General features: G+C 59.7%; 11 protein-coding genes and 1 pseudogene. 5 read left to right on the top strand and 7 right to left on the bottom strand.

The annotated features are described in order from the left end of the window. Positions 1-4: 4 nt before the first annotated feature. A complete protein-coding gene (gene mqo, locus HU718_RS11995) occupies positions 5-1,651 on the bottom strand; it encodes a malate dehydrogenase (quinone) (protein WP_102902737.1) in 1,647 nt (548 codons plus the stop codon). A gap of 522 nt (positions 1,652-2,173) precedes the next feature. Between mqo and HU718_RS11990 the strand changes: the two genes are divergently transcribed. After that, positions 2,174-2,605 (top strand): nuclear transport factor 2 family protein, encoded by a 432-nt coding sequence (locus HU718_RS11990; RefSeq protein ID WP_095120253.1) that lies wholly within the window; start codon positions 2,174-2,176, stop codon positions 2,603-2,605. A 140-nt stretch (positions 2,606-2,745) separates the two neighbouring features. Here HU718_RS11990 and HU718_RS29980 read toward each other — a convergent pair whose 3' ends face one another. Both HU718_RS29980 and HU718_RS29975 read right to left on the bottom strand, forming a co-directional pair. Next, positions 2,746-3,471: a methyl-accepting chemotaxis protein gene (locus HU718_RS29980; RefSeq protein WP_371850956.1), complete on the bottom strand. Its 726-nt coding sequence runs from the start codon at positions 3,469-3,471 to the stop codon at positions 2,746-2,748. A 132-nt stretch (positions 3,472-3,603) separates the two neighbouring features. After that, positions 3,604-4,359, bottom strand: a pseudogene (locus HU718_RS29975) (MCP four helix bundle domain-containing protein); the annotation flags it as partial. 244 nt (positions 4,360-4,603) lie between these two features. Here HU718_RS29975 and sodC point away from each other — a divergent pair. From sodC to HU718_RS11970, 3 genes are all read left to right on the top strand, one after another. After that, a complete protein-coding gene (sodC, locus tag HU718_RS11980) occupies positions 4,604-5,125 on the top strand; it encodes a superoxide dismutase family protein (protein WP_095120251.1) in 522 nt (173 codons plus the stop codon). Between the two features lie 159 nt (positions 5,126-5,284). Next, positions 5,285-5,599, top strand: coding sequence for a DUF2388 domain-containing protein (locus tag HU718_RS11975; protein WP_102902741.1), 315 nt, complete (start codon positions 5,285-5,287; stop codon positions 5,597-5,599). A gap of 80 nt (positions 5,600-5,679) precedes the next feature. After that, positions 5,680-6,081: a hypothetical protein gene (locus tag HU718_RS11970; protein ID WP_180988189.1), complete on the top strand. Its 402-nt coding sequence runs from the start codon at positions 5,680-5,682 to the stop codon at positions 6,079-6,081. On the opposite strand, the gene ligD is transcribed toward HU718_RS11970, so the two are convergent. Genes ligD through HU718_RS11955 form a run of 3 tightly spaced genes read right to left on the bottom strand, consistent with a single transcriptional unit; the run spans position 6,082 to position 11,032 of the window. Then, complete coding sequence (gene ligD / locus HU718_RS11965) at positions 6,082-8,673, bottom strand: DNA ligase D (RefSeq protein WP_186614224.1); 2,592 nt, start codon at positions 8,671-8,673, stop codon at positions 6,082-6,084. Between the two features lie 17 nt (positions 8,674-8,690). Then, complete coding sequence (locus HU718_RS11960; protein WP_186614222.1) at positions 8,691-9,644, bottom strand: methyltransferase; 954 nt, start codon at positions 9,642-9,644, stop codon at positions 8,691-8,693. Between the two features lie 11 nt (positions 9,645-9,655). Next, the gene (locus HU718_RS11955) at positions 9,656-11,032 is read right to left on the bottom strand and encodes an iron-containing redox enzyme family protein (RefSeq protein ID WP_186614220.1); all 1,377 of its coding nucleotides are present in this window, start codon (positions 11,030-11,032) and stop codon (positions 9,656-9,658) included. A gap of 296 nt (positions 11,033-11,328) precedes the next feature. Here HU718_RS11955 and HU718_RS11950 point away from each other — a divergent pair, with 296 nt between their 5' ends. Continuing rightward, positions 11,329-11,787, top strand: a complete 459-nt coding sequence (locus tag HU718_RS11950) for an REP-associated tyrosine transposase (RefSeq protein ID WP_186614217.1) — start codon at positions 11,329-11,331, stop codon at positions 11,785-11,787. A gap of 92 nt (positions 11,788-11,879) precedes the next feature. On the opposite strand, the gene HU718_RS11945 is transcribed toward HU718_RS11950, so the two are convergent. Then, entirely contained in the window at positions 11,880-12,653 is a 774-nt protein-coding gene (locus tag HU718_RS11945) for a tellurite resistance TerB family protein (RefSeq protein WP_186614215.1), read from the bottom strand. Positions 12,654-12,786: the final 133 nt, after the last annotated feature.

Below are 12,786 nucleotides of genomic sequence, written 5' to 3'. Positions count from 1 at the left end.
CTAGTTACAGCGCCATGTCACGTGCAGCGTTTTCCTTCGGAGCTTCAGCTTTTTCAGCTGCAGGTGCGGCCGGAGCAGCCACCTGACCGATCACTGGAGGTGTCGGCAGTTCGAGGATCTTGGCGGTGTAGGCCCACTCTGCAGCCACTTTGGCTGGATCGCTGTTCAGCTGAGTGCCGTAGCTTGGCACGATCTGGTGCAGCTTGGACTGCCACTCAGGCGTTGCTACTTTGTCTTTGAAGACTTTTTGCAGCACGCTCAGCATGATCGGAGCAGCGGTCGACGCGCCCGGCGATGCGCCCAGCAGGCCGGCGATGGAGCCGTCTTGTGCAGCAACGATTTCGGTGCCCAGTTTCAGCACGCCGCCAGCGGCTTCATCACGCTTGATGATTTGCACGCGTTGGCCGGCTTGCCACAGGCGCCAGTCTTCGGCTTTGGCGTTCGGGAAGTATTCCTTCAGCGCGTTCAGACGGTCTTCATCCGACAGCATCAGTTGGCCAGCAAGGTACTCGACCAGCGGGTATTCCTTGATGCCGACCTTGGTCATAGGCCAGATGTTGTGGGTGGTGGTGCTGGTCAGCAGGTCCAGGTACGAGCCTTCCTTCAGGAACTTGGTGCTGAAGGTCGCGAATGGGCCAAAGAGGATGACGCGCTTGCCGTCCAGAACACGGGTGTCCAGGTGCGGAACGGACATCGGTGGTGCGCCAACCGACGCTTTACCGTAGGCCTTGGCCAGGTGCTGTTCAGCGATGGCCGGGTTATCGGTCACCAGGAACGAGCCGCCTACCGGGAAGCCAGCGTATTCCTTGGCTTCAGGAATGCCCGACTTCTGCAGCAGGTGCAGTGCACCGCCGCCCGCGCCGATGAACACAAACTTGGCGTCGGTTTCGGTTTTAGTGCCGTCTTTCAGGTTTTTGTAGCTGACGCGCCAAGTGCCGTCGGCATTCTTGGTGATGTCCTGGACTTCGCTCGACAGTTTCAGATCGAAGTTAGGCTTGGTCTGCAGGTACGTGGCGAACTGGCGGGTGATTTCGCCGAAGTTCATGTCGGTGCCCAGCGGGCTCCAGGTGGCCGCGATTTTCTGGTTCGGGTCACGCCCTTCCATCATCAGCGGGACCCACTTCTTGATCACAGCCGGGTCTTCGGAGTACTGCATGCCGGCGAACAGCGGGCTCGCTTGCAGGGCTTCGTAGCGCTTTTTCAGGAACTTGATGTTGTCATCGCCCCACACGAAGCTCATGTGCGGCGTGGTGTTGATGAACGAGCGAGGGTTCTTCAGAACGCCTTGCTGAACCTGCCAGGCCCAGAACTGACGGGAGACCTGGAACGCTTCGTTGATCTCGACGGCTTTCGGGATCGTTACGTTGCCTTTGTCGTCTTCCGGGGTGTAGTTCAGCTCAGCGAGCGCCGAGTGACCGGTACCGGCGTTGTTCCAGCCGTTGGAGCTTTCCAGGGCGACGCCGTCGAGGCGCTCGACCATTTCCATCGACCAGCTTGGCTCCAGCTCATTGATCCACACACCGAGGGTGGTGCTCATGATGCCGCCGCCGATCAGCAGGACGTCGACTTTCTTTGCTTCGTCAGCATTGGCGGATGTCATCCCCATCGCCAAAGCCAGACCCAGCAGGGCTGTGTTCACTTTTTTAAACATCTGTTGCACCTATGATAAAACGCCTTCCGCCCGCCGCTGTTATCTGTATGCGATCCGCTTTGATGACGCTCAGGCTAGCGTCGCAGATTCCGGCACACTTCAATTTTGACGGGTGGGCACACAAGGCCGACATGCTGCATCGACCTCAGTTAATGTCCCTTCTGAACTGACTTCTTATCATTATTGGCTCAGCTACTTGAGCGACAGGGATTCCGTCGGCTCGCCCAAAGGCAAGCAAACTGAATAAGGTCAAACCAAGTTGGCGCGAAGAATATCACGTCAGGGCAAACCCGCGCGTCTGTTCCCGACTTGAGAGTCTTTTTCCGCTCAGGGACTTATCGGCCGCCAGACGCTGAACATGACCCTCCGATCAGTGCGCCGACTCAAACCATCCTGCATTCAAGTGTAGTTGGCCAGCGATCAAGCGCTTTTCGGCAGTGCCTTACTGACGAATTTTCTGCTAGGTTGTACGACGACTGACAAACAAGTCATCAACCCCATAACAACAAGGAAACAACCGCAATGACCAAGACCCGACTGCTGATCGGTTTTCTCTGTGCCTTCAACGGTTACGCCATGGCCGCCTCGGCCCCGGCGGAAAAAGATGTCGCCCAAGCGGTGGATCATCTGACCCAGGCGATGCTGCACAAGGACATCGCCGAACTGAACGCGCTCACCGCGCCCAACCTGACTTACGGCCACTCCAGCGGCAAGATTCAGGACAAGAAGGAATTCATCGCCGATATCGAAACCGGCAAGAGCGCGTTCAAGACCCTGGAAATGCAAAACCAGACCATCACCCTGTCCGGCGATACCGCGCTGGTGCGCCACCACTTTTCCGCACAGGCGTTGAAGGGGACCGAGGTGATACCGACCGAGATCGAGAATTTTCAGATCTGGCAGAAGCAGGATGGCAAGTGGTTGCTGGTGGGGCGGCAGGCGTTCAAGTTCTGAAGGTAATGATCTAGCCTGAATGAACGTTGGCCGAGCGGGCCTCTTCGCGAGCAGGCTCGCTCCCACAAGGGAACGCATTCCAAAGGGGGGAGCGAGCCTGCTCGCGAAGGCGGTAGCCCTGACAATACAAATCTTCCTGACTACAGCCGAAACCGATCCACCGACTGCGCCAACTGCCCCGCCAGGCTCGACAACTCATCGGTGGTATTCGCCGTTTGCCCGATCACCCGGCTATTGCCCTCGGACATGCCGGCAATCATTTCCACCTGATGGGCAATTTCGTTACTGGCCTGACTCTGCTCGCCAATCGTGCGGGTGATGTCGTTGACCAGTTGTGTCGTGCTCAACGTCGCCTCAAGTATCTCGCGAATAGCGCGCTCGACATCCGCCGTCACCGCCATGCCCTTGTCGACCTGCGCGACGCCCGCCTCCATGCTGCTGACCGCCTCGCGGGTGCTGTGCTGAATGCGCGCGACCATCGCGGCGATTTCCTGGGTCGAGGCGCTGGTGCGCGCCGCGAGACTGCGCACTTCGTCAGCCACCACGGCAAAGCCCCGGCCCTGCTCGCCGGCCCGAGCCGCTTCAATGGCAGCATTGAGCGCCAGCAGGTTGGTCTGGTCGGCAATGCTCTTGATCACCTGAATGATGTTGAAAATGGCTTCGGATTCCTGATCCAGCGTGCGGATCACCTGGGCCGACTGTTGCGCCGAGCGCGCGATATCGTCCATGTCGCTGACCACTTGATGAATCACACCACCGCCCTCCTTGGCCAGAGTTTCGGCTTGACTGGCCATGCTCAGGGCACGTTCGGCGTGGCGAGTGATTTCCTCGATGCTCGCGGTCATCTGGCTGGCGGCTGCGGCCATGGTGCCGGCAGCCACGCTTTGTTGCTGGCTGCTATCGGCGACCTGATGGCAGCCTTGGCTGAGTTGCTCGCTCATGCCACTGACGCCGTGCGCGTTGCGCCGCACCACGTCGATCATGTTGCGCAAGTCGCGCTGCATGGTTGCCAGCGTGCGAATCAGGACACTGGCCTCATCCTTGCCGGACGGCTCGGCGATCGGCTCGCTGAGATTGCCATGGGCGATGCTTTCGGCGATGCGACTGGCGGTTTTCAATGGCCCCATGATGCTCAAAATGACCCAGCGCCCCTGTATCAAGAGCAACACAAGACTGGCGATCAACACGACGCCGAGCGCACCGTTGGCGCTGCGGATCGCTGATTCGGTTGCTGCGCTGGTCTGCAGCGTATTGGACTCGATCAACTCGCTCAACGCGGCCATTTGCTCTTCAAGCTGACCAAACGCCGTGTTGAAGGTGCCTAGTTCCTGTTGAGCGGCATCAGGATTGTCCAGCGCCAACCCGACGATCCGCTCGCCGGTATTGATGTAGGTATCGAGACTCGGCTTGATCTGCTCCAGCGCGGTGCGCAATGTCGGGTTGATCGGCAACTTGAGGTTGTCTTCAAGCACCTCGCGAAAATGCCCGGCATGTTCGTTGATCGAATCACGCACCTCGCCCGCAGTACTGGTGCTTTTGCCTAGCCCGACCAGCATCGCCGAGTAGACATCGGCACGCAGGGCGTCGTGCATCATGTCGGCTTCCATATGGTTGCGCAGCGCGCTCATGCTGACCGCGTTATCGCTGACCGCCGAGGCCATCCGCTGGTTGCCGACGTAACTGACGAGACTCACGATCAACGCCGTCAGCAGACTTGTCACAATCAGCAACACTAAACGCAGTTTGATCGACACCGGATTTTCCTCTCTCGTTACGCCCGTAAGCGCTTGTCAGCCTTCAGTTAAGCCTATTTGCACGGGTCTGCCGCGCCAGAGCGTGTCAGCAGGTGTCGGCATGCAGGCAGACTGCCGCAAAACTTTCGGATTGCGCGGCAAGTCTCACTTTTCAACGCGCACGGCCAACGCTTTCATCGCCGGTTAATGCCGGCAGGCTATTGAGTCCGTCGTTCTGAATTCTCATGCAGCAAAAGGAAACGCTATGAAACGCGCATTGTGGTTGGGTTTGCTCGGCACCTTCGCCATCGGTACCGCACACGCGGCGACGGAAAAAGTCGCCATCAATCTGGTCAGCGCTGACGGCGCGCCGCAGGCGATCGGCTCGGTCACTATCAGTGAAACCGCCTATGGCCTGTTGTTCACGCCCGATCTGAAATCCCTGCCGGCCGGTGTGCATGGCTTCCACGTGCATGAAAATGGCAGTTGCGAAGCGGGCATGAAGGATGGCGTCAAAGGCGCCGCACTGGCCGCTGGCGGTCATTTCGACCCGCAGAAAACCGGCAAGCACCTCGGCCCCTACGCTGATGGTCATTTGGGAGACCTTCCGGCGGTTTACGTGACTGCCGATGGCATCGCCAACTACCCGGTACTGGCTCCGCGCCTGAAAAAGATCTCCGAAGTGAAGGGCCACGCGCTGATGATTCACGCCGGCGGCGACAACCACGCCGACATGCCCAAACCGCTGGGCGGTGGCGGTGATCGCATGGCGTGCGGGGTGATCTGAACCCTCATGACATAAACCCGGGCAGCCCGCCATGGCGTTGCCCGCGTCTGTCTCGCAATAACGCAGACTTTCCCGCTCCACGGAACTCCCGCCGCGCGCGCCCCTCTCACATTATGTAATCCTTCCCTTTTTGCTTCGCGCTTGTGGAGGAACACCGTCATGCGCAAGTTAGTGCTCATTTCTTCTTTACTCTTATGCCTGCCCGTGGGTTCCGCTCTGGCCAAAGTCGATGCCGGAGATGTCGCCACCTCGGCCGGTGTCTCCGCGTCGCTGTACTCGACCTTCAAGGATCACAAAATGGTGATTCCGGCCCGTGACGACTTGTCTGCATTTGTCGCCAGTGGCGGGGCCATTCGTGGGGTTTATCTTGAATCGGTACTGCAACAGGTGCGCCAGAACAACCCTGGCCTCAACGCCAGTGATGAAGACCTCGCCAATGCGATTCTGGTGCATTACGAAGGCTTGAATCAGTAGCCATCACGGACAAGGCAGCCGATGGATGGCCGCTGAAGGCGAATAGGCAAAACTGTCCGACGGCCTCTATGATGGAGGCCATGACGACTTCTGCGCCCTTGCGCTCCCCCTGCCCGCCCGGCGCCTGCATTTGCGGGCGCGATCCGTTGCTGGAGATGCCCGGCGCGGATTTGCGCATCCTCCGTCTGACTCGCGAAGAAGAAAAAATCCTGCTCGCGCGGCTGGAAAAACTCAAAGACCTCGCCGACCTCGAACACTTGCAGAAGCGCATGTACGAACAGTTGGGCATTCGTGTGGAAGTCGCCCCCGGGTTCAACGAAGTGCGCACCATGCGCGGCATCGCCATTCAGATCGACGAGTTACCGGGCCTGTGCCGCAAGACCCGCGCAGCCATCCCGGCCGCCATTCGCCGCGGACTGGAAAACCACCCGGAAATCGCCTTCGAACTGCTCAACGCCCACGACTTGCTACGCGACACCTGATCATTTTTTCAGACCGAGCCGTTTGCGCATCTCGGCCGTGATGCTTTGGCGGGTTTTCTTCATATCGGCCCACGGTTCGTCGCCAACCTCCGCCAGCCGCTCATGCACGTTGTGCACATTCCACTGATTGCCGCCCTTGATTTCGGCGACCTCTTCACGAAACAGCGGCACCGACACCGGCAACCCTTCGCGGGTGCGCGCCGCATAGGCGCAAATGGTGGTGGCGCCCAGACCGTTGCGCAGGTAATCAATGAAGATCCGCCCAACGCGATTTTTCGGCCCGGACACCGCCGAAAAGCGGTCCGGCAACAGCTTGGCCATATGACTGACGATGGCGTGGCTGAAATCCTTGACCTCATCCCAACCGAGTTTGCGGGTCAACGGCACCACCACGTGGATGCCCTTGCCGCCACTGGTTTTGAGAAACGCCTTAAGGCCCAACTCATCGAGCACAGTCAACGTCAGCGCCGTCGCTTCGACCATGCTTTTCCACGGCAATGCCGGATCCGGGTCAAGGTCGAGGACAAAGCGATCGGGCTTGTCCAGATCGACCGTAGTGGCGTTCCAGGTGTGCAGTTCGACGGTGCTCATCTGCACCGCGCCAATCAACGCTTCGGCGTTGTTGATCAGCATCACCGGTTGCCCGGTGACGTCTTTGTCCAGTGTGGTGATGCCGGGGATCGCCAGGCGTTCGGCGTTTTTCTGGAAGAATAACTCACCGGCGATGCCGTCCGGCGCGCGTACCAGCGCCACCGGCCGCTCCTTGAGTTGCGGCAAAATCCACTCGGCGACGCTGGCGTAGTACTCGGCCAGTTGCATCTTGGTAGTACCGCTGACTGCATCGATGACCCGATCCGGGTGCGTGATGCGCACCTTGCCGTTAGCCAGCCCGAGCTGAGACGGCGCGGTTTCGGCATTGCTCGCCGGGGCCTTTTTCGCTGGTTTTTTGGTAGGCGTTTTCTTCTCTGTGGTCTTCACCGGTTTCGCTCGCTCCTCAGTGATGTTCTTGGCTGGCTTGTCGTCGCGCAATCCATGGAACACGGCGTGGCGCACCGAACCGTCCTTGGTCATTTCGGCAAATGCGACTTCTGCCAGCAGTTTCGGCTTGAGCCAATGCACACCTTTGACGTCGAACCCGCTGGGTGGATTGACCACCGCAGCCTTCTTCACTTGCAACGGTTTGAGTTGGGCCAGAATGCTTTTCAACGTCGACTCGTTGAAACCGGTGCCGACCTTGCCGGCGTAGCGTAATTCGCCACTGTCGCGATCGTGCAGCCCCAACAGCAATGCGCCGAAGGCACTGCGCGAACCTTTCGGATCGGTGTAACCGACGATCACAAACTCCTGGCGATGTTGGCACTTGAGCTTGATCCAGTCGCCGCTGCGCCGCGACACATAGGGAGAGCCAAGACGTTTGCCGATCAGGCCTTCCATCTGCATCTGGCAGGCGCTGTTGAGCAGTGCATCCGGGGTTTCGTCGAAGGCTTCGGAGAAGCGCAGCAACGGTTGTTCATGGCTGCCGAGCACCGTGGCCAGCGCCGCGCGACGTTCCTCGACCGGCACTTCGCGCAAGTCGACGCCGTTCAGATACGGCAGATCGAACAGGTAGTAGAGAATGTTGCCGCTACGCCCCGCTTCAAAAGCATTTTGCAGGGCCTGAAAATCCGGCACGCCCTGTTCGTTGGCGACAACCATTTCCCCGTCCAGCCACGCCGATTCCAATCCCAGCGCCGCCAGGGCTGCGGCCTGTTGCGGCAACTTGTGCGTCCAGTCGTGACCGTTGCGAGTGAACAGTTTCACCTGATCATGATCAATCCGCGCCATGATCCGGTAGCCATCGAATTTGATCTCGTAGCTCCACTGCCCTTCGGGCGCGCTGTCGACCAGCGTGGCCAGTTCCGGCTTGAGCTGCGTCGGCAGTTTCGCCTTGTGCGCGCCGGTTAGCTTGCCGGTCGCTTGCTTGCGCGCCTTGGCCGGGGCCTTTTTCGGCGGTTTGCTTTGCTCCGCGGCCAACTTGGGCTTGGTTACAAGGGTTCGCTCGCTCAGCACGCTGTCCGGCTCGGCGACCAACACATCGTAATCATCTTGCGGGCGAGCGGCGCTGTCCTGATGTTTGATCAGAAACCAGTTCTCCTTCTTGCCCGGCATGTGCGTGCGCACCAGATTCCAGATGCCGCCGAGCTTTTCGCCTTGCAGCTCAAACTTGAGCTTGCCCTTGGCGTAGGCCTTGTGCGGATCTTCCAGCGGAATCCACACACCGCGATCCCAGACGATCACATCGCCAGCACCGTAATGCCCTTCGGGGATGCTGCCCTCGAACGTCGCGTAATCCAGCGGATGATCTTCAACATGCACCGCCAGACGCTTGACCTTGGGGTCGAGCGACGGCCCTTTCGGCACCGCCCAGCTCTTCAAGGCGCCATCAAGTTCCAGACGAAAATCGTAATGCAGGTGCGAAGCGTCGTGCTTCTGGATGCAGAACTGCAACGCGTGATCCGTGGCGGCTTTACGCCCGGAGCGCTTGACGGCGGCCGGCTCGGACGTCGACGAGAAGTCGCGCATGCGGTTGTAGTCGTCAAGGTTTCTGCTCATCGCGCACCTGCCTTGCTTCAGCCTATCCGGGTCACGGTCAACGCCACCACGGCGATCCGGTCGACCCGTTGATAACCAGGGTTGAGCAGCTCCTCGCCGAAGACATCCGGATCGAGTTCGCGGTACGTCCAGCCAAAACGCTGTTCATCGAGTCGTGGCAGCACGGTGTCGAGAAACGGATCGCGACCATCAACCATCGCCACGCCGGTGTAGAGCAGCAGCGAGCCGCCCGGCGCCAGTCGATTCAAGGCCTGTTCGACGATGCGCAATGAAAGCCCTGCCCCCAGCGTCCCGCCACCATGGCGGTAGGCGCGCTCAGCCGTATCGGCCATGTACGGAGGGTTGGCGACGATCAGATCGAACTCGCCATCGACGCCCTGCAACAGATCACTGGCGCGGACTTCGACGTTGGCGACCTCTGCCAGCGCCGCATTGATCGCGGTCAGACGCAGCGCCGCAGGGTTGATGTCCAGCGCCAGCACCTGCGCCTCGCGACGGGCAAGGCCGATCACAATCGCACCGACGCCAGCACCACAACCAATATCCACCGCACGCTGGATCGGCGCGAAGTTCTGCTGCAGGTGGGCGTGGATCAGTTGCGCGAAACGGTAGGTGTCGGGGCCGAAAAACACCGCATCCGCCGCCTCGGTGGGGAATGCCGAATGCACGAACAGCAAATCATCCAGGCTTGACCAGCGCACGCGACTCTTCAGCTGACCTTCGTAACTATCAATGACCTGCGCATCTTGCAATTGCCGCTGTTCATCGGCCGACAACAACCCCGGCGCGAATGGCCGCGACCAGCCGAACACATCGCGCAAAGAGTCGGCCATCTGGCCCTCGTCACGCTGGTTGACCCGTTGATGGGTCAACGGCGTCGGCGTGGTGAACCGATATCCGTCTGCCAACAAGCGCCGGCCGAGGTGCAGCAGAACGAGGTCGTTGGGGCAGAGTTGTTCTTCCTGATTCATCGGCAAGGTCCTTAAGGCAAACGGGATTTGAGTTCGATAAAACGCCGGGTGGCGAGCAACCCGGCCGGGTGTGCATGGCGGGCCGGGGCGAGCCAGGGGATCAGAATCGCCATCTGCGCCAAGGCATCCTGACCTTGCAGCGCGGCGTTGAGCGCCTGTACGTCGGGATCCTGTTCAAGCCCCTCAATGGCCGCGGCAGTCTGAGTGTGCCGCCGAGCGGGTCTGGTTTTATCCGACGACGTCCAGTCGCCGGCAATCCAGTCGTGCACCAGTTGTTTTTCGTAGGCATTGAACACACCGAACATCGCCGCACCGTCGCCCGCGATCAGTTGCCAAAAGCGGCTGGCCTGCGGGTCTTCGTGGCGTTTGATCCAGCCTTTGTTCTGCAGCGCCTGAAGAAAACCGGGCAATTGCTCCGGTGCAGCCAGCCACTGATTGACGGTCTGCCCTTCGAAGCGGCAGTAATCGGAATGCATGTGCTGGGCGAACGGACACTTGCGCTCAAGCATCGCCAGCAACTCGTGCTCAAGGTCGAAACCTTCGATGATCGCGCGACTGCCCTGCCCCAGATCGTTGAGCCGATAGCCCAGCGCGACCCGGCGCAGAAACTCGGTGCGATCGGCCTCAAGCGGCAGCAGATCGAGCGCGGCCTGCACGGCTTTTTGCGCATGGCCGGTGCTGGCATTGTCGATGGTCACATGCAGGGTGAAATAGTACGGATCGATGCCCAGTTCGCTGAGTTCGTAGCTGCTGATCAACAAGTGCAACGGCAGCTGTTCATAGCCGAGGTTGTAGCCGATCACTTCGGGCAAGTAATCAGTGCCACAGACACCGAGCGCCAGTTGTATCGCGCCTTGCAGGTAGCGCTCATCAGCGATTGCGCTGCTGTCCTGCAAGTCATGCTCGGCGAGGAGTTTGCGGTAGATGACCACGTGGTTTTGCGCTGGATTGCCTTCGCCCAGTTCTTCCAGAAATGTTCGCAGCAGGCCCTGGAAACGCGGGTCCTGCCAGCGTGGCAACAGACCATAGAGCCACGCACCGTCGACCAGTTTGGTCGGTGCCACCGCTTGCAGGAAATACAGCGCCTGCGCCTTGCCACGGAAGAATTGCCGAGGCCCGCCAGCCTTGCGTTGTTGCAGATAGTCGGCGTATTGCCGGGCGACATCGGCGCAATGTTCGGCCACCCAGGCGTGCCACGTTGTCGGGTCTTCAGGCAACGCATCGCTAATTTGCGCGGCGTGTTGCAGTTGCTCCTGCAAAAACGCCTGCGCAAGGTCCAGGGAATCGTCATCGCGCAACAACGCTTCATAAACCTGGCGGATGTTCCCGGCGGCATTCATAAGATGCGGTTGGGCAGGCGCAGCCTGCAGATGTGTCAGGACAGTCATGGCAAAATTCTCGGTCGGTTGGCAGGACGCTGTTCCACACGCCTCTAAAGCAGCAGAGAGGCGGTGCCTGCGAAAAATTCAATCGACGTGAAAATTGCCCGGACGGACGGCCGTCAAATGCACTGAATAACCGTGTAGGAGCTGCCGAAGGCTGCGATCTTTTGATTTTAAAAACAAGATCAAAAGATCGCAGCCTTCGGCAGCTCCTACGGGGTTACATCGTGCAATGGGTTGAGTTCGCGTAACGGTGAGGGATGGCTAACGTTCAGGAACGATGTTTTTGGGAGGGCAAAGGAATGCCTGTTGCTGCGAAGGCGTGTGGATTGCGCAAGGGACGTTATAGCGAGGCTGGACGTATTTATCTGCTCACCGCCGTCGTTTACGAACGTCAGTCAGTGTTTTCGGATTGGCGTTTGGGAAGACTGCTGGTAGAGCAAATGCGTGCAGCCAATGACGAGGGAATGGTTCAGTCGCTGGCGTGGGTGGTGATGCCGGATCATCTGCATTGGCTGATTGAATTGAAACAAGGTTCATTGGCAGCGCTCATGTGCCGCGTGAAATCGCGCAGTTGTCGTTCGATCAATCTCAAGCGCGGCAGTCAGGGACGGTTATGGCAACGCGGTTACTACGACCGGGCGTTGCGTCGTGATGAAGACCTTAAAGCGGCGGCCCGATACATCGTCATGAACCCGTTGCGCGCCGGATTGGCTCGGCGTGTGGGGGACTACCCGTTATGGGATGCCATCTGGTTTTGAAGATCAAAAGATCGCAGCCTTCGGCAGCTCCTACATGGAATGATGTACACCCTGTAGGAGCTGCCGAAGGCTGCGATCTTTTGATTTTTCTTTCAGGCCTGGCCTTTGGCCTGCTGTTCCAGATGCACCTGCAACTGCGGGTCGATATTCAACGCGGCTGCCAACTCATCCAGATAACTGCGCTCGGCGTCCTGCTGGTCATCCACCAGCATCACGCTGGCCAGGTACATTTCGGCGGCGACGGCGGGGTCACCATTGGCTGACTGTGCCACTTCGGCGGGGTCCAGCGGCTTGGCGACTTCGGCGTCGAGCCATTGCTGCAACTGCGGATCATCAGTGTGTTTGCCGATTTCGCTGCTGATCAGGTGTTTCTCGGATTCATCGATACGACCGTCAGCCTTGGCCGCCGCGATCAAAGCACGCAGCACCGCGTGGCTGTGTTCTTCGATTTCCGGGCCGGCAAGGAGGTTAGCCGTTTGCGGCGTTTGTTGCGGTGCCGAACTGGCCTGGCTGCGTTGCCAGGCCTGATACGCCTGAAAGGCCATCATTCCCAGCGATGCCAGCGCCGCATAATTGGTGCCGCCGGAACGACTTTGCGTACCGCCCCCGCCGCCCAGCGCCCCACCCAACGCGCCACCCAGGCCACCACCAGCACCGCCGCCGAGTAAACCACCGAGCAAACCGCCTAATCCACCCAACCCGCCCGCCGGCGCGCCGCCGCGTGTACCGGTCGAATCCGCGCCACCGAGCAGGCCGCCCAGCAAGCCACCGAGGCCGCCCAGACCCGAACCGGCAGACGCAGGAGATTGTTGACCTGCCGGGGCCTGGCCTCGCAGCAGTTGTTCAAGCAAATCGCTGGTGTTCATGACGTCATCCTCAAGCATTGGCAGTGACTGCGTCTGGCAACGATAGACCCCTTAAGCCATAGCGCCAGCACCGTTTGGCTGACACTCAAGGCCTTGGCGGATTTCGCCCGCGTATTTTTTCGCCGGCCAGCTA

This window comes from Pseudomonas tensinigenes (assembly GCF_014268445.2).
Taxonomy (GTDB): domain Bacteria; phylum Pseudomonadota; class Gammaproteobacteria; order Pseudomonadales; family Pseudomonadaceae; genus Aquipseudomonas; species Aquipseudomonas tensinigenes.
The sequence above is the reverse complement of the archived record's forward strand: the minus strand, read 5'-3'. Positions and strand labels throughout refer to the sequence as shown.